Here is a 20,200-nt window from a genome sequence, read left to right on the forward strand (position 1 = left end):
ATAGATTGAAATATTTTTCTAAACCATTGAAGATTCCAGTAGCCGCCTTAGTCTGGTACGCGTCTGTGGCAATGACTTTTTCTTCAGTTGGATTGGAGATAAAGCCAAGTTCAACTAAAATTGAAGCCTGTTTATTCGAACGAATGACTTGGAAGTTTCCTTCTTTAACACCACGGCTCTTCATGCCGGTGGCTTTAATCACTTCTTCTTGAATACATTTTGCCAGCTCGTATTCATTCACATTCGTTTTGTAATAGAATGTATCCACACCATTAGCTGTTTTGCTCGTACTTGCATTGTAATGAATACTAATAAATACATCAGCTTTATATTTTTCGCTGATTTCTACACGTTTGGTAAGAGAAGGATAGATATCACCTGTGCGTGTCATAATGACAGTCGCGCCGGCATCCTCTAATTTGGATTGTAGCTTTTTAGCTGTTTTCAGGGTAAGCGTTTTTTCATTATTATTTTTGCCGCTTGCCCCAGGATCTGTCCCGCCGTGGCCAGGATCAAGCACGATTACTTTACCACTTACTCCTCTGACTGGTTCTTCATCAGTTAAATACTTCATTGATGCCCAGCCAATAACTCCGGCTGTGGTTAGTACTTTACCCCAGTTGTCATCGTTTACTTCAAGTAAGGTTACTTCATCATTTTTTTTAACGGTTGTTACAACCTTAGCTGTTGTATTGGCGTCTTTACGGATATTCAACCCGTTAGCCGTTACGTAGTATACTCCTGAATCACTATCCGGTTCAGTAGAATCCTCAGCTGGTTTTGCTTCTTCAACAGGGTCCTTTTTAACAGGTGCTTTCTTTGTTAAGTAAGAAGTATTAGCCCAGCCGCTTTTCCCAGATGCCGTTTTTAAGCTGGCCCATTTACCACTGATTTTACTAACGGTTACTTTATCATTTTTTTTCACCGATGTAACAACTGCCGCGGAAGTAGAGGCTGATTTTCTGATATTAAGTGTTGAGGCGGTAACATAATAGACTGTACCTTTAGCTTCCGTTTTTACAGCTGTAACGGGTTTTTTATCAGTTATGTACGACTTGGAAACCCAACCTGTTTTTTTAGTGGAAGGAACATACACTTTATACCATGTGCCGCTTGTGGATTTAATATTGACGAGTAACCCTTTTTTTAAGGTCGCCAAGGTTTTGCTGCTCGTGGAGGCAGATGACCGCAGATTTAAAGAAGTAGCTGTTACATAGCCGTTCTTTGTTACAGAGGCAGCCGCTGCTTTAGCTGTCTTTACTTTGGTCAAGTACTTGGATGAGACCCATCCGTAGGTCTTGCCATAAGGAATTTTGCTCCAGCCGCTCTTTTCCTGAGAAATCGTCACGGTGTTCCCTTTTTTTAGTGTCCCTAACTTTTTAGCGCTTGTGCTTGCTTTAGCCCTGACGTTAAGGGAACTTGCATTAACCTTTGCTTTTACCGTGGCAGCTGCTAATACTGATTCAGCAGGATTCACAACTGTGAATAGTGATAAGAAGAGTACCGTGGCTAACAATAGAGATCCTAATCTTTTTTTCATGCTGTTCGCCGCCTTACATAAAAGTATTTTTTCAAAACCCATTTTTTGCCTAGTACAATAATAAACTATTTTTTTACACAAAAGACAAAAAAACTAAAAATAATCTAAAAAAGTAATATTATTACACTTTTTTAGACATAAAAAACAGCTAAACTATCAAAATATGCTAAAAACAGGTATGGGTAATATCGGCTAAAATGTCATTAGTTGAATAGGTTTTACTTCATATTAAGTCTTTTGAACTATCAATAGGAATCATTTACCTTCAATTTATTTTAGAAAAGGAATATTTTCTTTAATTGAGGGATATTACTGGGTGTAAATTAAAAAGGAGGAAGAAAATTGATAAACGAAAACGAAAAAATAAAAAACGAGCAGATAATGAAAATGAAGAAACATTAACTAACAGACAAGGACATCCAGTCACTAATAATCAGAACATGCGGACCGTAGGAAATCGCGGGCCTACTACATTAGAGAATTATGATTTTTTGGAAAAGATCAGCCACTTTGACAGGGAAAGGATTCCAGAAAGAGTAGTTCATGCACGTGGTGCCGGAGCTCACGGGTATTTTACCGCTACAGGAAAAGCTGGGGACGAGCCTGTTTCAACCTATACTCGTGCCAAGTTATTTCAAGAAGAAGGGAAGCAAACTCCTCTTTTTGTGCGTTTCTCTTCGGTAATTCATGGCGGAACTTCTCCAGAAACGCTGCGTGATCCACGTGGATTTGCAGTGAAATTTTATACAGAGGACGGCAATTGGGATTTGGTCGGAAACAATCTAAAAATATTCTTTATCCGTGATGCGATCAAGTTTCCGGATCTTATTCATGCGTTTAAACCGGATCCTGTCACAAATATCCAAGATGGAAAGAGAATATTTGATTTTTGCTCTAGTTCACCGGAAACCTTCCATATGATTACGTTCTTATTTTCACCATGGGGAATACCGGCCAATTACCGTATGATGCAAGGGTCAGGTGTGAATACCTATAAATGGGTGAATGAAGAGGGCAAAGCTGTTCTTGTTAAGTATCACTGGGAACCGAAGCAAGGAATTAAAAACCTGACACAAGACGAGGCGGATAAAATTCAAGCTACTAATTTTAATCACGCGACACAAGATTTATATGAAGCCATTGAAAAGGGCGATTTTCCAGAATGGGACTTGTTTGTTCAAATTATGAGTGATGATGACCATCCAGAGCTGGACTTTGATCCGTTGGATGATACGAAACTTTGGCCAAACGATACCTTCCCATGGAAGCATGTTGGGACTATGACGCTGAACAAAAATCCCGAGGATTATTTCACTGAAGTAGAACAAGTTGCATTTGGAACCGGAGTACTGGTTGACGGGCTTGATTTCTCAGATGATAAGATGCTGCAAGGCCGGACCTTCTCCTATTCTGATACACAACGTTACCGTGTTGGTCCCAATTATCTACAGCTGCCAATTAATGCGCCTAATAAAAGGGTTGCAACGAATCAACGCGGCGGCCAAATGCAATACAAAGTAGATTTAGGTGAAAAACAAAATCCTCATATTAATTATGAGCCTTCTACCATTGATGGGTTAAAGGAAGCAAAACCTACTGCAAAGGAATACACACCTTTTATTGAAGGACATTTGGTTCGAGAGTCCATTGATCGTCCAAGTAATACGAAACAAGCTGGTGAAACGTTCCGTAATTTTGAAGAATGGGAGAGAGAAGAATTAATTGCTAACTTAGTCAGTGCACTGGGACCTGCTGATAAGCGGATTCAAGAGAAAATGATTGCACTTGCGGAAGAGGCAGATCAAGAGTATGGCCGCCGCTTAAGAGATGGGCTTGCCAATGCACCCAAAGGTGAAACAGAGCACTCAAAACCAATCAGCTCCAAAGAAGGTAATGATGCGCCTGAAGAAGCCGTAGAAAAAGGTCATGACGCTGAACCATATTAAGGATCAAAAGTAAATTTCCTATCGAAGGAAATTTACTTTTTTTAGATAATCAATAGCATTGTCGGCGATAATCCATTAAACTGAATACCAATCATATAATAAGACTTTTCTCTTTAAGGAGATGAATAAATGATTAAGCTTTTATCTGCCCTTTTTCTTCCTTGCCTATTAGTGATGCTATTCTCTAGAGTTACCTATAATCGCTATGTCGGACTGGGGTTAACCGTTGCTTTAATCGCTGCTTCAGCCTATAAAGGATATACCCATGCCTGGTGGCTGGTTATTGTTGATGCTTTGTCATTGACAGTTGGTTTTTACCTTTCTACAAGAATGATGAATCGTACCATGAAGAGCGCCTGAAAAGGTGTCTTTTTTTGGTATATTGAGCTGTATCTATTAAATAAAAAACGAATAAATGTTCGCTTTTTTATGGTTTGTTTTTTATGCTTTGTGGTAGAATGAGTATAGAAGTATTTGTAAAAGGGTTATAAATAAAGAGGGTGCAGCTTCTGGTAGTAGAGGGAGCTTCCTTTATATATATTATAGAAGTTAAACAAGAAAATCCCGTTTAGGAGGGTACTAGGTGAAGGATAAATTCGAGTTGGTTTCAAAATATACTCCCCAGGGAGATCAGCCGCTGGCTATACAGGAACTTGTAAAAGGTATTAACGAAGGAAAACGATACCAGACCCTTCTCGGTGCAACTGGTACAGGAAAAACATTCACAGTTTCTAATGTTATTAAAGAGATAAACAAACCGACACTGGTCATTGCTCACAATAAGACATTAGCAGGACAGCTATACAGTGAGTTTAAGGAATTCTTTCCTGAAAACGCGGTTGAGTATTTTGTCAGTTACTACGATTACTATCAGCCTGAAGCATATGTTCCGTCTACGGATACATTTATTGAAAAAGATGCGAGTATTAATGATGAGATTGATAAGCTTCGGCACTCTGCAACGTCTTCACTATTTGAACGCCAAGATGTCATCATCATTGCCAGTGTTTCTTGTATATACGGCCTCGGTTCACCAGAGGAATACAAGGAAATGCTTGTCTCGCTGCGAACTGGTTTAGAAATAGACCGGAATACCTTGTTACATAAACTGGTAGATATTCAATACGAACGAAATGATATTGCCTTTCAACGGGGGACCTTTAGAGTGCGTGGAGATGTTGTTGAGATTTTCCCGGCATCTCGCGACGAACAATGTGTTCGGATAGAATTTTTTGGTGATGAGATTGATCGTATTCGCGAAGTAAATGCGCTAACCGGAGAAATTACAGGAGACCGAGATCATATTGCTATTTTCCCAGCTTCTCATTTCGTAACACGAGAAGAAAAAATGAAAGTAGCCATAAAAAATATTGAAGCTGAGCTCGAAGAACGACTAATTGAATTACGTGAGAATGATAAACTCCTCGAAGCACAGCGACTAGAGCAGCGGACTCGTTATGACTTGGAAATGATGGCTGAGATGGGCTTTTGTTCTGGAATTGAAAACTATTCGCGTCATCTTACCTTACGCCCGCCTGGATCAACACCCTATACGTTAATTGATTATTTACCAAAAGACTTCCTGCTCGTTGTGGATGAGTCCCATGTGTCCTTGCCGCAAATAAGGGGAATGTTTAATGGTGATCAGGCACGTAAACAGGTCCTAGTTGACCATGGTTTTCGGCTTCCATCTGCAAAAGACAATCGCCCGCTCCGTTTTGAAGAGTTTGAGCAGAAAGTCAGCCAAGCTATTTTCGTCTCTGCTACACCTGGTCCATATGAGCTCGAGCATACGCCGGAAATGGTTGAACAGATTATTCGGCCGACGGGGCTTCTTGATCCGACAATAGAAGTCAGGCCGATAGAAGGTCAGATTGATGACTTAATTGGTGAAATTAATGAGCGCGTTAAACGAAACGAACGGGTCTTGGTCACTACGTTAACGAAGAAGATGTCTGAAGACTTGACTGATTATTTAAAAGAAATTGGCATCAAGGTTCAATATCTCCATTCTGAGGTAAAGACTTTAGAAAGAACAGAAATCATTCGTGAGCTAAGAATGGGTAAATATGATGTGTTAATTGGGATCAATTTATTGCGTGAAGGGTTGGATATTCCTGAGGTATCGCTTGTAACCATTCTCGATGCGGATAAAGAAGGATTCCTTCGTTCTGAACGATCACTCATTCAAACAATGGGCCGGGCAGCTCGGAATGAAAACGGCCAAGTAATTATGTATGCTGATCGAATGACGAATTCCATGGAGCTGGCGATTCAGGAAACAACACGTCGCCGGGAAATTCAAGAAAAGTATAATCAAGACCATGGAATTACTCCGAAAACCATACAAAAAGATATTCGCGACTCGATTCGTGCAACATATGCTGCTGAAGAGCAGGAAGAATACGCCGTTCCAAATTATAAAACACTGACAGAAAAAGAACGGGTTGAAGTGATTGCAAGTACAGAGAAACAGATGAAGGAAGCGGCTAAAGCGCTTGATTTCGAGCGTGCAGCAGAACTTCGTGATTTATTAATAGAATTAAAGGCGGAAGGATGACGATACATGGCTATGGATAAAATTACGGTTAAAGGAGCACGAGCCAATAACCTGAAAAACATTGACGTCATCATCCCGAGAGACAAAATGGTGGTTATTACAGGCTTATCAGGTTCAGGGAAATCATCACTGGCGTTTGATACGATTTATGCAGAGGGGCAGCGCCGCTATGTAGAATCACTGTCTGCCTATGCCCGCCAATTTCTTGGACAATTGGATAAGCCCGATGTTGATGCGATTGAAGGACTATCACCAGCGATTTCTATTGATCAAAAGACTACCAGCAGAAATCCTCGGTCGACAGTAGGAACAGTAACAGAAATCTATGATTACCTGCGTTTGCTTTATGCACGAGTAGGAAGACCAACCTGTCCGATTCATCATATCGAGATTTCATCACAAACAATTGAGCAGATGGTAGACCGCATCATGGAGTATCCGGAACGAACCAAACTCCAAGTGCTTTCACCGTTGGTTGCAGGAAGAAAAGGCTCGCATGTGAAAATTCTTGAAGATGTGAAAAAGCAAGGATACGTACGGGTGCGGATTGACAAGGAAATGCATGATCTAAGCGATGAAATCTCACTCGAAAAAAATAAAAAACATTCCATTGAAGTAATCATTGACCGAATTGTTGTGAAGGAAGGGGTAGAAGCGAGACTTGCTGATTCCCTAGAAAGTGCCTTAAAGCTCGGCGGTGGAAAAGTCCTTATAGATGTGATCGGAAATGATGACGAATTGCTGTTTAGTGAACATCACGCCTGTCCTTACTGCGGCTTCTCCATTGAAGAACTGGAGCCGCGGATGTTTTCCTTTAACAGTCCGTTTGGCGCTTGTCCGGAATGTGATGGTCTAGGAATTAAAAGAGAAGTGGATCCTGAGTTAGTCATTCCTAATAAAGAGTTGACGCTAAAGCAGCATGCAATCGCGCCTTGGGAGCCGACAAGTTCACAGTATTATCCACAGCTGCTTGAAACCATATGCAAGCATTTCGGAATTGATATGGATGTTCCGGTTAAGGAATTGCCAAAAGATCAATTGGATATCATTTTATATGGCTCAAAAAAGGAGAAAATCTATTTCCGCTATAAAAATGATTACGGACGGGTACATGAAAGTTTTATTGCTTTTGAAGGTGTTTTAAAAAATATTGAGCGTCGTTTCAAAGAAACCAGTTCTGATTATACCCGTGATCAAATGGAAAAATACTTAGCTAATCGTGCTTGTCCTAGTTGTAAAGGTTACAGGCTGAAACCGGAAAGTTTGGCAGTTTTAATACAAGGGCAGCAGATTAGTCAAACTACATCGCTCTCTATTGAGGAATCATTGGCGTTTTTTGCTAATCTGGAATTAACAGAAAAAGAACAGGCCATTGCGAAGTTGATCCTTCGAGAGATTAAAGAACGTCTTGGATTTCTGGCGAATGTTGGACTTGAATATTTAACGTTGAGCAGAGCAGCGGGAACTCTTTCTGGCGGAGAGGCACAGCGTATCCGTCTGGCTACACAAATTGGTTCACGACTGACAGGCGTCTTATACATTCTAGATGAGCCTTCTATCGGTCTCCATCAGCGCGATAATGACCGGTTAATTGATACATTGAAGAATATGCGTGAAATAGGAAATACCCTGATTGTTGTCGAACACGATGAGGATACGATGCTTGCGGCTGATTATTTAATCGATGTTGGACCAGGAGCAGGTTCTCATGGAGGCGAAATAGTTGCTGCCGGTACTCCGAAAGAAGTAATGGAGAATCCACGTTCTTTAACTGGTCAATATCTTTCGGGTGAGAAGTTCATACCGCTGCCGGTGGAACGTCGGGTTAGTGATGGACGATTTATCGAGATTAAGGGTGCGAAAGAAAATAACCTTAAAAATGTAAATGTGAAGTTTCCACTTGGAACATTCATTGCTGTAACAGGTGTTTCGGGTTCAGGGAAAAGCACCTTAATTAATGAAATTCTTCATAAAGCATTAGCACAGAAATTAAACCGAGCCAAAGCGAAGCCAGGGGATTTCCGAGAAATTAAAGGCATTGACTACCTGGATAAAGTCATTGATATCGATCAATCACCCATTGGGCGAACACCGCGATCCAATCCGGCAACCTATACAGGTGTCTTTGATGATATACGTGATGTGTTTGCTTCAACTAACGAAGCAAAAATCCGCGGGTATAAAAAAGGCCGTTTTAGTTTTAATGTAAAAGGCGGCCGGTGTGAAGCTTGCCGTGGAGATGGCATTATTAAAATTGAAATGCATTTCCTGCCTGATGTGTATGTACCTTGTGAGGTATGTCATGGAAAACGTTATAATCGTGAAACATTGGAAGTAAAGTACAAAGGGAAAAACATCGCCGATATTCTGGAGATGACCGTTGAAGAGGCAAATCCATTCTTCGAAAATATCCCGAAAATCAAACGTAAAATACAGACTATTTATGATGTTGGTTTAGGCTACTTACAGCTTGGTCAGCCTGCAACCACGCTTTCCGGCGGGGAAGCTCAGCGTGTGAAACTTGCATCTGAACTTCATAAACGTTCGAATGGCCGCTCATTCTATATTCTTGATGAGCCGACGACTGGTCTGCACGTACATGATATTGCAAGACTTTTAGAGGTATTGCAGCGTTTGGTTGATAATGGTGATACTGTTCTGGTAATCGAACATAATTTGGATGTAATTAAAGCTTCTGATTATATTGTTGACCTCGGTCCTGAGGGAGGAGATAAGGGTGGAACAATTTTGACAACGGGTACTCCTGAGGAGATTATGATGTTTGATGGATCGTATACGGGAAAATATTTGAAACCGATTATCCTTCGTGATCAAATTCGAATGGAAAATAAGATTAAAGCCAAAGAGCATGAATCGGTCCAATAAATGAAAAGCAAGCCTTTTAGGTTTGCTTTTCTTTACTACTAATAGGTTTAGACTGTGTCAATAAATTGTTAAATCGTGTCAGTCAATGTTAAATGTTGTAACGGGAAATTTAATTAATCGATTAATTAAAGCTGGTGATTTCTTATTATTTCCGAGGAAATCTAAGTAAATGTGCTGCAAAGATTGTCAGCATTATTTGTCGAAATCATTTAGCAGTATTATAGAGAAATCATGGAACTTTTTGTAGGTATGAGCGTATGAAACTACAAGGAGTTAAAAATCTAAGTCTTTATTTTGAAAGTGAGGAGTCGGTTATGCAGGAGGAAAAAAAGAAAATACTTCAAATGGTACAAGAAGGATTAATTACGGTAGAAGAAGCTTACACAATTCTGAATGAACTGGATAAAGCAAACAAGGAAAGTGAAAAAAAAGAGGAGAATCTTCTCAATGAATTGTCTACGGTTGTTCTAAATAAGGAAACACCGAAGGAAAATGAGTCCTTAAATAAGAGGGTTCAATTTTCAAAGGAAAAAATCCTAGGCTTTGTTGAGACAGCCATTCAAAAAATTAAAGATACGGATTTGGATTTTAATTTCGGAACGTCACAGGAAATTAATCATATCTTTCAGGATTTGCCGCGAGACTTAAAGGAAATCGAAATAGAAATTGCTAACGGAAAGCTCGCGATTGAAACTTGGGATCAGCCAGATATTAGAATTGAATGTGCCGCGAAGGTTTATCGTAGTGAAACACAGGCTCAAGCACGGGAAGAGTTCCTAAAAAATGTACACTTTACGAATGAAGAAGGCAGAGTTAGATTTCATGTTTTGCAAAAGTCAGTTAAAGTAGATACAAAAATATTTGTACCAGTTAGACACTATGAGTCTATTTCCATAAGATTGTTTAATGGTGGAATAACGGGGGGTTCATTACTCGTTGATACCTTAAAAACCAAAACAGCAAATGGCGCAATCACTTTGCAAAAAGTAGAGGGAAAAACGTGCGATGCTGAAACGGGTAATGGAAAGATTACGATTAATGATTCACGTCTTGAGATTGTTGAAGCAGAGTCGCTAAATGGAGCAATAGTGGTTAACGGTCATTACAAGCAGATTGATGCACAAAGCTTTAATGGGCAAATTTCCTGTCAGGTACTTGAAGCGGCTTGTGAATCGATTCAAGCCAAATCTGTGACAGGTTCGATTCAGCTGCAGCTTCCTTCAGGTACCTCAGCGGATGGGGAGTTAAAGTCTAATTTGGGCAGCTTTAATATAAGTATAGGCGGAATCGATGTCATTGAAGAAAAAAGTGATGTCATTCAAAAGGTACTTAAATTTAAAACCCAAAAAAATACCCTCCCAAGTCTGCATCTATTTGCCGATACAAAGACGGGTGCTATAACAGTATCATAAACCAGAGCTGTCCTAAAAAGGGGTTAGATCCCCTTTTTAGGACGCTTTTTTTGTACTTCTACTTTTTAGCCATTCTATAAAACTGAACAATACTTTTGCCAATTGAATTAGCACATGTTTTTCGGTAGATTTCGGATTTTAGCAGAGCGGCTTCGCGATGGTTTGTCATAAAGCCGCATTCAATGAGAATCGAAGGACACTGGGTATAACGTAACACGTGAAACTCAGCTGTTTTAATCCCGCGGTTTTTGAGACCTGTGACAGAAACTAGGTCTAGTTGTATACAGTTTGCGAGAGCTAATGCCTCACTCGGTTTAGATAAATAGATATAGGTTTCAATTCCTTTGGCAGCATGCCAGCCCCCGCTGCCGGCGGCATTGGCATGAATAGAGAGATATAAATCGACTGAAAGGGTGTTAGCTTTGTTTGTACGTTCTCTAAGTGGAACATCTTCGAGATCTGAGTGAGCAAAGTAAACGTAAGTATCTTTGAACCCTTTTAAGTAGTTTTTTAAATGAGCGGCAACAGAACGATTGAAGATATATTCCTTCATTCCATCAGGCGTTTGTTTTCCATGAGTCTGGTATCCGTGTCCAGCATCAATCATAATTTTCATGAGCCATCTCCTATTCTGTTTTTTCGTACAATCCTTCGAAGGATATATACCGTTCAAACGGAAAAAAGGAGCATGCTTATGAAAAAAAGTTGTATAGCTAATTAGTAAGTCACTTCCTTAAATGTGGTAATATAGTGTCAGGCAAAAGGACGTAAGTCGGAATTAACTTTATAGTTTCCTTTAGTTATTGAAAGGGATTTGCTAAAATGAAATCTATATTTACAGAAGAATACATTAACTCCATGAGAGAGGAGCAAAATAGATGGCGCGCGTTCGTACAAAGGATTTGTTAGATACATTTGATTTAGAACTAATCAGTGGGGAAGAAGGGATTAACCGTCCGATTGTAACAAGTGATTTATCAAGACCAGGTATTGAGCTCGCGGGATATTTTGAATATTATCCTTCTGAACGAGTGCAGTTGCTTGGTACAACAGAGATGTCTTTTTTTGAAACGCTGAGTCCTGCTGAACGAGTGAACAGAATGAATGATTTATGTCGTGATTTGACCCCGTGTATCATCATAACAAGGGGCTATGAGATCCCTGATGAATTAATTGAGGCTTCCGAGAGAGAATCGGTTCCAGTGATGCGTTCAAATTCGAAAACGACAAGGCTGTTCAGCCACTTAACAAACTTTTTAGAAAGCAAGCTCGCTCCAACGACTGCTGTCCATGGAGTATTAGTCGATATTTATGGCGTAGGTGTTATGATTACTGGGAAAAGCGGGGTCGGTAAAAGTGAAACCGCTCTTGAACTAGTAAAAAGAGGTCATCGTCTGGTAGCTGATGATTGTGTGGAAATCAGACAAGAGGATCAAGATACCTTAGTCGGGAATGCTCCTGAACTGATTGAGCACTTGCTTGAGATTCGCGGCCTGGGGATTATTAATGTGATGACGCTGTTCGGTGCTGGTGCGGTTCGCAGCAATAAAAAAATATCCTTGGTCATTAACCTGGAGTTATGGGAAAAGAACAAACAATATGACCGGGTAGGTCTTGATGAAGAAGTTATCAAAATTATCGATACAAACGTTACGAGATTGACTGTGCCAGTCCGCCCTGGTCGAAATCTTGCAGTTATTATTGAAGTAGCTTCGATGAATTTCCGTTTGAAAAAAATGGGTGTCAATGCGGCTGAACAATTTTCAGATCGCTTGAACAATACCATATCCAGAGGTCACGAGGATCTGTGAGTCATGCTAAATAGAAAAGAGGGGTAAAATGGAACAAGGAATACAGCCGCTTAATCCCATTGCTGTCGACTTAGGGCCAATAACTGTCCATTGGTATGGGCTGATTATTGGGTTGGGCGTCTTGCTGGGTCTATTCATAGCGGTGCGTGAAGCTGAACGTAGAGGGTTGGATAAGGAAACGTTTATAGATGTTATTTTATTTGCGGTTCCAGCAGCTATTATTTGTGCAAGGATTTATTATGTATTTTTTCAATGGGACTTTTATTCACAAAACCCGGGACAAATCATTAAGATTTGGGAAGGCGGGATAGCCATCCATGGTGCCATCATCGGCTCTGTTTTAACGGGGTATATTTTTTCTAAAGTAAAAAAATATCATTCTGGAAGCTTGTTGATATTGCTGCACCGGGTTTATTAATCGGTCAGGCTATTGGACGATGGGGAAACTTTATGAATCAGGAGGCTTACGGAGGAGAAGTGAGCCGCTCTTTTTTAGAGTCGACCTTGCATTTACCTGATTTCATCGTAAATCAAATGTACATAAATGGTGTGTATCATCATCCAACTTTTTTATATGAATCGCTATGGAATTTGGCAGGCGTCGTTTTATTAATTTTGATAAGAAGAACAAGTCTGCGTACGGGTGAAATTTTCTTATCATACCTTATCTGGTACTCCATAGGACGTTACTTTATTGAAGGGATGAGAACCGACAGCTTAATGCTGACGGAGAATCTTCGGATTGCACAAGTTATTTCAATTGCTTCAATTGCAGCGGCGATTTTGATCTGGATCTATAGAAGAAAAACAGGACAATCTGCTAAAAAGTATCTGGAGTCGTAAAAGGCTAGGGGGGAAAGCGTTGATTGGAGCTTCAGTAAAAAGCGGGCTAATCGTGGGATTAAAAACAACTTGGACGCTTAGTAAAGTGATTTTTCCAGTAACATTAATCGTTTCTGTACTTCAATATACACCTGTTTTAAAGTGGATTATAGCGGCAATTGCTCCTATCATGAACTTGCTTGGTTTGCCTGGGGATGCTGCGATTCCTCTCGTTCTAGGTAATTTTCTTAATTTATATGCAGGTATAGGTGCAATCTTAACACTTGATTTGACGGTTAAAGAAGTATTCATTTTAGCGACAATGCTGTCCTTTTCACATAACTTATTGATTGAATCGGGAGTAGCGATGAAGGTCGGTGTCAAACTATGGGTCATCCTTACAGTGAGGATTGGTTTGGCGTTAGTATCGGCTGTCGTGATTAATTTAGTCTGGCACGGCGGAACGGAAACAGCGAAATATGGCTTTATCAGCCAACAAGTTGAAATATCCGGCATCGGACCGATTTTACTGAATGGTTTAGAACGGGCAGCATCGGGAGTCTTTCAGCTTGCGTTAATTGTGATTCCGCTGATGGTTGTCATTCAAATCATGAAAGACCTGAAATGGCTGGATTACTTTTCTAGAATAATCGCGCCATTTGCTAGATTGCTTGGTATGAAACCCAATGCTTCAATGACGCTTGTCGCAGGGCTGACTATAGGTCTCGCTTACGGAGCCGGGGTCATGATTCAAGCTGCCAAAGAGGATGGAGTCAGTAAGAAGGATATGACTCTTGCATTTATCTTCTTGGTTTCCTGCCATGCGGTTGTCGAAGATACTTTAATTTTTATTCCTCTTGGAATACCTGTGCTGCCATTATTTCTAATTCGAGCGAGTGTAGCCATCATACTCACAATGATAATCGGCTTCATTTGGAATCGAAACATCAATGAAAAGAGGAAGGAACCCGCATATGAATCGTAAGACGACAACCCTGCTATTTGATTTTGATGGAACATTAGTTGATACGAATGAGTTAATCCTTTCTTCATTTACACAAACACTCGATTTTTTCTATCCAGGTGTCTATCAACGTGAAGAAATCATCACTTTTAACGGGCCTCCACTGTATGAGACCTTTTCTAAAATTGACCCAGAACGTGCTGACGAAATGATCAGCCATTATCGCGCCCATAATTGGGAAAATCACGACCTGCTCGTTAAGGAATTTACGGGTGTATTTGAGACGATTAAAACCTTGAATGAGTCCGGTTATAAACTTGCCATTGTGACGACGAAGAAACGAGATATTGTGGAAAAAGGACTAGCACTAACTAAATTGGATCAATTCTTTGATGTCGTCGTTACTTTAGACGATGTCGAAAAGGCGAAACCGGATCCAGAACCTGTATTCACCGCATTAAAGCTTTTGGGCTCCACTCCACAAGAAGCCATTATGGTGGGGGATAACTATCATGATATTCTGTCTGGACAAAGAGCAGAAACAAAAACAGCAGGTGTTGCGTGGAGTGCAAAAGGCGCTGACTATCTCAACCAATTCAACCCGGACTATATGCTTGAAACGATAGCAGACTTATTTACCATTTTAGAGGACAATCGTCTATGAGACGAACCCAAAGATTCCCAGTAGAAGGTGCGAACTCGTTACAACAAGTGTATAAAACCGTTCCTTTCGTAAAAGTCGCGAAAAATTTTATCGTGATTCAGCTGGCACGCTACACCCCGTTTCTAGGGATGAAAAACTGGCTGTATCGAACCTTCCTGCGGATGAAGGTCGGCGAGCAGACGTCCTTTGCCCTGATGGTCATGCTGGATGTTATGTTTCCAGAAAAAATTTCGGTTGGACGAAATACGGTCATTGGATACAATACAACCATCTTGGCACATGAATACTTAATAAAGGAATATCGCTTGGGAGAAGTGATTATTGGCGACGAAGTATTAATCGGTGCCAATACGACCATTCTACCAGGTGTTACTATAGGCAGCGGCGCGATTGTCTCTGCGGGAACTCTTGTACATAAAGATGTTGCAGAGGGATCCTTCGTTGGCGGAAACCCGATGCAAGTTATTTATACAAAGGAAGAAATGACTACGCGGAATTCAAATTCAATCACATGAGTTTACAGGCTGTCGAGGGTTCACGACAGTCTTTTTTTGACACTTTGGCGAGTCAATTTGGAGATGATTCGGCCCTATATCATTCTAGTGACGACGCTCTTTGTAATAACCCCACTCACCTAGAAAAAGGCGTTTGCACAGAAATGTCTTCCATTTGCACAGAAAAGCGTTTGAATTGCACACAAATTCGATCGTTTTGCACACTAATCCCATAGATCTGCACACACCAGATGTTTGAACTGTATAAAAAAGTCACAAGAGGGGTCTAACCCCGGTGTCCACTTAGCTCGAATCGCGAACAAAGGCCTGCTCCTTTTTGAGAGCAGGCCTTTTCTTTATGTATGGTAGATTCCTTTTAATTGCTCTGATAAAAGATTCATCATTTCATTTAATGAAAGATCTGGCTGGTTGGAGGCTGACTCAAATAAATTCTTTAGCCCCTCAAAAAACTTATCTTGAACGTCCTTATCCATTATAAACTGACTCCTTCACTGAAAAATAAACAACAGCTTATATCTACCCGAATTCAAGTGGATAATAAACCTATCTGTGAGCTTTTTTTTTTGAAAATAATTCCTCTCAATTCCTTGACGGAAGTATGAACGGAGAGTAGACTGATAGTAACTTCACTTTGGTAACATATTAGCGAACTAAAGCGTTTTGTTTAATACGCATATTATTGGGTTAATGATTAAAGTAAGTGAACCCTAGATAGAAGAGTAGATTTAGTAAAGGGTGTGTATGTGTGAGTAAATTATTTATGTTTGAAAAACCTCTTGGTATGCGAGATACGCTTCCGCGTCTATATGAAACGAAGGCGGCTGCCAGAGACAAGATAAGTACGGAAATAAAAAAGTGGGGTTATCAATTTATTGAAACACCAGCATTAGAATATTATGAAACGGTTGGAGAGGCTTCGGCCATTCTTGATCAACAGCTATTTAAGCTCCTTGATCAGCAAGGGCATACACTTGTATTGCGACCAGATATGACAGCACCTATTGCTCGTGCTGCGGCCTCTAAGATATTAAAGGAACAGGTGCCGCTTAGACTGGCTTATTCGGCTAATGTTTATCGTGCGCAGCAGAGAGAGGGCGGACGCCCAGCTGAGTTTGAGCAAATCGGCATTGAATGTATTGGGAATGGTTCAATCAGTGCGGATGCTGAAATGATTACCTTAATGGCAGATGTCTTGCTGGCAGCAGGTCTTAAGGATTTTAAAATATCGATTGGTCATATTGGGTTTCTACAGGAGCTTTTTCTCAGTATTCTTGGGAATGAAGAACGAGCATCGGTACTGCGTAAGTTCCTCTATGAAAAGAATTATGTAGGGTACCGGGAGCATGTTAAATCACTTCCGCTATCTTCTATAGATAAGCAGCGTTTAATTGCCTTCATTTCATTAAGAGGCGGCGAAGATACGATTTCACGGGCGCTTGAGTTACTTGAAAATAGTGTAGGTCAAGAAACACTGACAGAATTAAAAGAATTAGCCCAGCAATTAAAGGCGTATGGCGTTGAAGAATACGTTAGCTTTGATCTTACACTTGTTAGTCATATGAGTTATTACACGGGTACACTTTTTGAGGTTTATGCAGGGGAGGTTGGCTCTCCGATAGGCAACGGAGGAAGATATGATAATCTGTTAGCTAAATTCGGCTGGAATGCTCCAGCTACTGGCTTCGCAATTCGAATGGATCGTCTTGTGGAAGCGGTTGGCTCTGTAGATGAAAATAATGAAACACAATGCATTTTATTCAGCTCGGAGCGTCGTAATGATGCAATTTCAACCGCAAGAGCATTACGTGCCCAAGGGAAGAGTGTGGCTTTACAGGATATCAATTCTGTAACGAATGTCGATGCTTACACGGCTTCATTTGCCGAAGTGCAGTTTTTTGTCGGAAATGGAGACAGTAAAAAATGAACAGCTTCTTAACGATTGCTATGCCTAAAGGGAGAATCTTTGAAGAAGCAGCCGAACTGCTTCGTAAAGCTGGTTTCCAGCTTCCCCCTGAATTTGATGATTCTCGTAAATTGATTTTAGAAGTAGAGGAAGAAAATCTCCGTTTTATCCTAGCTAAACCAATGGATGTTGTAACCTATGTTGAACATGGGGTGGCTGATATTGGGATTGCGGGAAAAGACGTTATGCTTGAAGAAGAACGAGATGTATACGAGCTTCTGGATTTAAAAATTAGTGCTTGTTATCTTGCAGTTGCCGGACTGCCAGGAACAAAAATTAGTGATATTTCCCCTAAGGTTGCGAGCAAATATCCGAATGTTGCGTCGAGTTATTTTCGGCAGCAAGGTGAACAGGTGGAGATTATCAAGCTAAATGGTTCCATTGAACTGGCTCCCTTAATCGGTCTTGCGGAACGAATCGTTGATATTGTGTCAACTGGGCAGACCTTGAAAGAAAATGGTTTAGTAGAGTACGCCAAAATAACTGATGTCACCTCTAGACTAGTGGCGAATCCGGTCAGCTACCGTATTAAGGAACAACGAATTACTGAGATTGTCGACCGGCTGGCTGAAATTATTTAAGGCATAGAAAGAGGTGACCATGATGTTGATCGAAAAATACACTGAGGGAATTTCGCTTAAACGGTCAGTGGACGCTGGGACTGCCGAACAGCGTAAAGCTGTACAAGAAATTATTGCGAACGTTAGAAAAGACGGCGATCAGGCCTTATACAATTATACAGAAACGTTCGATCAGGTAAAACTTGAAAAACTGGCTGTTTCAGAGGCTGAAATAGAGCGAGCTGTTTCTTCTATTAGTAATGAAGCATACAGCATTATTACAGAAGCGGCAGAGAACATTCGCAGCTTTCATGAAAAGCAGCTGCGTAATTCTTGGATGACGACGAAGGAATCGGGAACGATGCTTGGTCAAAAGATTACTCCGCTTGATGCAGTGGGTGTCTATGTGCCAGGTGGAACAGCTGCGTACCCTTCATCTGTTTTAATGAATGTTTTGCCGGCGAAGGCTGCTGGAGTAAAACGGATTGTCATGGTGTCTCCGCCAGGTAAGGATGGCCGTTTGAGTGAGGCTGTTTTGGCAGCGGCAAAGATTGCAGGTATTTCAGAGATATACAGTGTTGGTGGTGCACAAGCGATAGCAGCACTTGCTTATGGGACGGATACGATAGCTAAGGTGGATAAAATTGTCGGACCGGGCAATATATTCGTAGCGCTTGCGAAACGCGAAGTCTTTGGTGATGTGGCGATCGATATGATTGCTGGGCCAAGTGAAATTGCTATTCTAGCTGACGAGAGCGCATTAGCTCCAGATGTAGCTGCAGATTTACTGTCGCAGGCTGAGCATGATGTGCGGGCCAGCAGTGTCCTTGTAACTACATCATCGGTACTTGCCGAAGAAGTCGCTTTAGAAGTGGAAAAACAACTTGAAAAGCTTCCTCGGCGTGAGATTGCTGAAGCAGCGATTCGAGATTATGGCCGAATTATTCTATGTACAGATATAGAAGAGGGCATACATGCCGTAAATGAAATCGCACCTGAGCATCTTGAAATCATTACGAAGGATTCATTTGAGGTGATGGCGAAAATTCGTCATGCGGGTGCTATTTTCTTAGGCAGATACAGTTCAGAACCTGTTGGTGATTATTTTGCGGGACCTAATCATGTCCTTCCAACTAACGGTACGGCACGTTTTTCTAGTCCGCTTAATGTCGATGATTTTCAAAAGAAATCGAGCATTATTATGTACAGTGAAACAGATTTTCGGGAAAATGCTGAAAAAATAGCTGGCTTTGCTCGACTTGAAGGATTAGAAGCTCATGCACGTGCAATTGAAATACGAGGCGTAAAGTAAATATTGGCCATAAAAGGAGGAGCAGTATGGAACGCGTGGGAAGTATTGTACGTAAAACGAATGAAACAGATGTAAAGCTTGAATTTGCCGTTGATGGTGAGGGCAATGCTTCAATTGAGACGGGCGTTCCGTTTATGACGCACATGCTCGATTTATTTACTAAACATGGGAAATTTGACATGATTGTCGATGCAAAAGGCGACATTGAGGTCGATGACCACCATACAACGGAAGATATCGGCATTTGTCTTGGACAGGCCTTGATTCAAGCACTAGGAGATAAACGAGGAATCAAACGATATGGAAATGCGTTTGTCCCTATGGATGAAGCAATGGCTCAAGTGGTTATTGACCTGAGCAATCGCCCGCACTTAGAATTCAGAGCTGAGTTTCCATCACAGAAGGTCGGTTCGTTCGATACGGAGCTTGTTCATGAATTTCTTTGGAAGCTGGCACTTGAAGCAAGAATGAACCTTCATGTTATCGTACACTACGGACACAATACTCATCATATGATTGAAGCAATTTTTAAAGCATTGGGAAGAGCCTTAGACGAAGCTACTTCAATCGATCCTCGTGAAAAAGGGATTCCTTCAACGAAAGGAATGTTATAAATGATTGGCATTGTCGATTATGGCATGGGCAATTTATTTAGTGTAAGCAAGGCCCTTGAACGGATTGATGTTGAGTCTTTTATTTCGGATGATCCGGCTGAGCTAGTTAAGGCAGACGGTATTTTGCTTCCCGGTGTTGGTTCGTTTCGTGATGCGATGAACCTGCTTGAGCGGCAGAAGCTGGACGTGTTTTTAAAGGAATATACCCAATCCGGCGGCTTTCTGTTAGGAATATGCCTAGGTATGCAGCTTTTATTTGATGAAAGCGAAGAAAATGGACCAACTAAGGGATTGTCACTTATTCCAGGTAAGGTTGTGAAGTTTTCGGGAATAGACAGTAATGAACAGGCTTATAAAGTTCCGCATATGGGCTGGAACTACTTGAATTTTCAACATCCTTCACCATTAATTACGGATGTAAAAGAAGACTATGTGTATTTTGTACATTCCTACTATATCGAAGCTGAGGATAAAACGGTGGTAACGGCTTCTGCTGATTATGATGTGGCTGTACCGGCGATTGTCAGTAATGGCAATGTCTACGGGATGCAGTTTCATCCAGAGAAAAGCGGAACAATGGGCATGCAGCTGTTGAAAAATTACATTGAATTAGTGGAAGGGAAGAAATGAC

At 40.9% G+C, this 20,200-nt stretch carries 17 protein-coding genes and 1 pseudogene; 15 read left to right on the forward strand and 3 right to left on the reverse strand.

What is annotated here, in order from left to right; all coding sequences use genetic code 11:
- A partial coding sequence (locus tag WYK_RS17740) for an N-acetylmuramoyl-L-alanine amidase (RefSeq protein WP_040375799.1) occupies positions 1–1,540 on the reverse strand: 1,540 nt, incomplete at its 3' end.
- 341 nt (positions 1,541–1,881) lie between these two features.
- Here WYK_RS17740 and WYK_RS17745 point away from each other — a divergent pair.
- The 5 genes from WYK_RS17745 to WYK_RS17765 all read left to right on the forward strand — a co-directional run bounded on the left by WYK_RS17745 (position 1,882) and on the right by WYK_RS17765 (position 10,344).
- Entirely contained in the window at positions 1,882–3,486 is a 1,605-nt protein-coding gene (locus tag WYK_RS17745) for a catalase (protein WP_040375904.1), read from the forward strand.
- A gap of 129 nt (positions 3,487–3,615) precedes the next feature.
- Positions 3,616–3,846, forward strand: a complete 231-nt coding sequence (locus WYK_RS17750; protein WP_040375800.1) for a CsbA family protein — start codon at positions 3,616–3,618, stop codon at positions 3,844–3,846.
- Between the two features lie 223 nt (positions 3,847–4,069).
- Entirely contained in the window at positions 4,070–6,046 is a 1,977-nt protein-coding gene (gene uvrB / locus WYK_RS17755) for an excinuclease ABC subunit UvrB (RefSeq protein ID WP_040375801.1), read from the forward strand.
- Positions 6,047–6,052: 6 nt separating this feature from the next.
- The gene (uvrA, locus tag WYK_RS17760) at positions 6,053–8,932 is read left to right on the forward strand and encodes an excinuclease ABC subunit UvrA (protein WP_040375802.1); all 2,880 of its coding nucleotides are present in this window, start codon (positions 6,053–6,055) and stop codon (positions 8,930–8,932) included.
- A gap of 314 nt (positions 8,933–9,246) precedes the next feature.
- Entirely contained in the window at positions 9,247–10,344 is a 1,098-nt protein-coding gene (locus WYK_RS17765) for a DUF4097 family beta strand repeat-containing protein (RefSeq protein WP_040375803.1), read from the forward strand.
- Between the two features lie 58 nt (positions 10,345–10,402).
- Here the strand turns inward: WYK_RS17765 and WYK_RS17770 are convergent, their stop codons facing one another.
- Complete coding sequence (locus WYK_RS17770) at positions 10,403–10,960, reverse strand: N-acetylmuramoyl-L-alanine amidase family protein (RefSeq protein ID WP_040375804.1); 558 nt, start codon at positions 10,958–10,960, stop codon at positions 10,403–10,405.
- Positions 10,961–11,222: 262 nt separating this feature from the next.
- Here WYK_RS17770 and hprK point away from each other — a divergent pair, with 262 nt between their 5' ends.
- From hprK to WYK_RS17795, 5 genes and pseudogenes are all read left to right on the forward strand, one after another.
- Positions 11,223–12,155 carry an HPr(Ser) kinase/phosphatase gene (gene hprK / locus WYK_RS17775; RefSeq protein ID WP_040375805.1) on the forward strand — a complete coding sequence of 311 codons (933 nt, stop codon included), beginning with the start codon at positions 11,223–11,225 and terminating at the stop codon, positions 12,153–12,155.
- A 28-nt stretch (positions 12,156–12,183) separates the two neighbouring features.
- A pseudogene (gene lgt / locus WYK_RS17780) lies at positions 12,184–12,998 on the forward strand (prolipoprotein diacylglyceryl transferase).
- Between the two features lie 19 nt (positions 12,999–13,017).
- Positions 13,018–13,962 carry a nucleoside recognition domain-containing protein gene (locus tag WYK_RS17785; RefSeq protein ID WP_040375806.1) on the forward strand — a complete coding sequence of 315 codons (945 nt, stop codon included), beginning with the start codon at positions 13,018–13,020 and terminating at the stop codon, positions 13,960–13,962.
- Positions 13,952–14,605 carry a pyrophosphatase PpaX gene (gene ppaX, locus WYK_RS17790; protein WP_040375807.1) on the forward strand — a complete coding sequence of 218 codons (654 nt, stop codon included), beginning with the start codon at positions 13,952–13,954 and terminating at the stop codon, positions 14,603–14,605. Before WYK_RS17785 ends, ppaX begins: the two co-directional genes overlap by 11 nt.
- Positions 14,602–15,120 (forward strand): acyltransferase, encoded by a 519-nt coding sequence (locus WYK_RS17795; protein WP_040375808.1) that lies wholly within the window; start codon positions 14,602–14,604, stop codon positions 15,118–15,120. The genes ppaX and WYK_RS17795 overlap by 4 nt, the downstream gene beginning before the upstream one ends.
- 335 nt (positions 15,121–15,455) lie before the next feature.
- Here the strand turns inward: WYK_RS17795 and WYK_RS25010 are convergent, their stop codons facing one another.
- Positions 15,456–15,593 carry a hypothetical protein gene (locus WYK_RS25010; protein ID WP_161629155.1) on the reverse strand — a complete coding sequence of 46 codons (138 nt, stop codon included), beginning with the start codon at positions 15,591–15,593 and terminating at the stop codon, positions 15,456–15,458.
- Positions 15,594–15,865: 272 nt separating this feature from the next.
- Here WYK_RS25010 and WYK_RS17800 point away from each other — a divergent pair, with 272 nt between their 5' ends.
- From WYK_RS17800 to hisH, 5 genes are read left to right on the forward strand one after another with little or no spacing between them, the layout of a single operon-like run.
- Positions 15,866–17,044 (forward strand): ATP phosphoribosyltransferase regulatory subunit, encoded by a 1,179-nt coding sequence (locus WYK_RS17800; RefSeq protein WP_040375809.1) that lies wholly within the window; start codon positions 15,866–15,868, stop codon positions 17,042–17,044.
- A complete protein-coding gene (gene hisG / locus WYK_RS17805; RefSeq protein ID WP_040375810.1) occupies positions 17,041–17,664 on the forward strand; it encodes an ATP phosphoribosyltransferase in 624 nt (207 codons plus the stop codon). The genes WYK_RS17800 and hisG overlap by 4 nt, the downstream gene beginning before the upstream one ends.
- 22 nt (positions 17,665–17,686) lie before the next feature.
- Positions 17,687–18,955, forward strand: a complete 1,269-nt coding sequence (gene hisD / locus WYK_RS17810) for a histidinol dehydrogenase (RefSeq protein ID WP_040375811.1) — start codon at positions 17,687–17,689, stop codon at positions 18,953–18,955.
- 26 nt (positions 18,956–18,981) lie between these two features.
- Positions 18,982–19,569, forward strand: a complete 588-nt coding sequence (gene hisB, locus WYK_RS17815; RefSeq protein ID WP_040375812.1) for an imidazoleglycerol-phosphate dehydratase HisB — start codon at positions 18,982–18,984, stop codon at positions 19,567–19,569.
- A complete protein-coding gene (gene hisH, locus WYK_RS17820; RefSeq protein WP_040375813.1) occupies positions 19,570–20,199 on the forward strand; it encodes an imidazole glycerol phosphate synthase subunit HisH in 630 nt (209 codons plus the stop codon).
- The last annotated feature ends 1 nt before the right edge of the window (position 20,200 follow it).

Origin of the sequence: Peribacillus psychrosaccharolyticus ATCC 23296 (genome assembly GCF_000305495.1) — a bacterium.
Classification (GTDB): domain Bacteria; phylum Bacillota; class Bacilli; order Bacillales; family DSM-1321; genus Peribacillus; species Peribacillus psychrosaccharolyticus.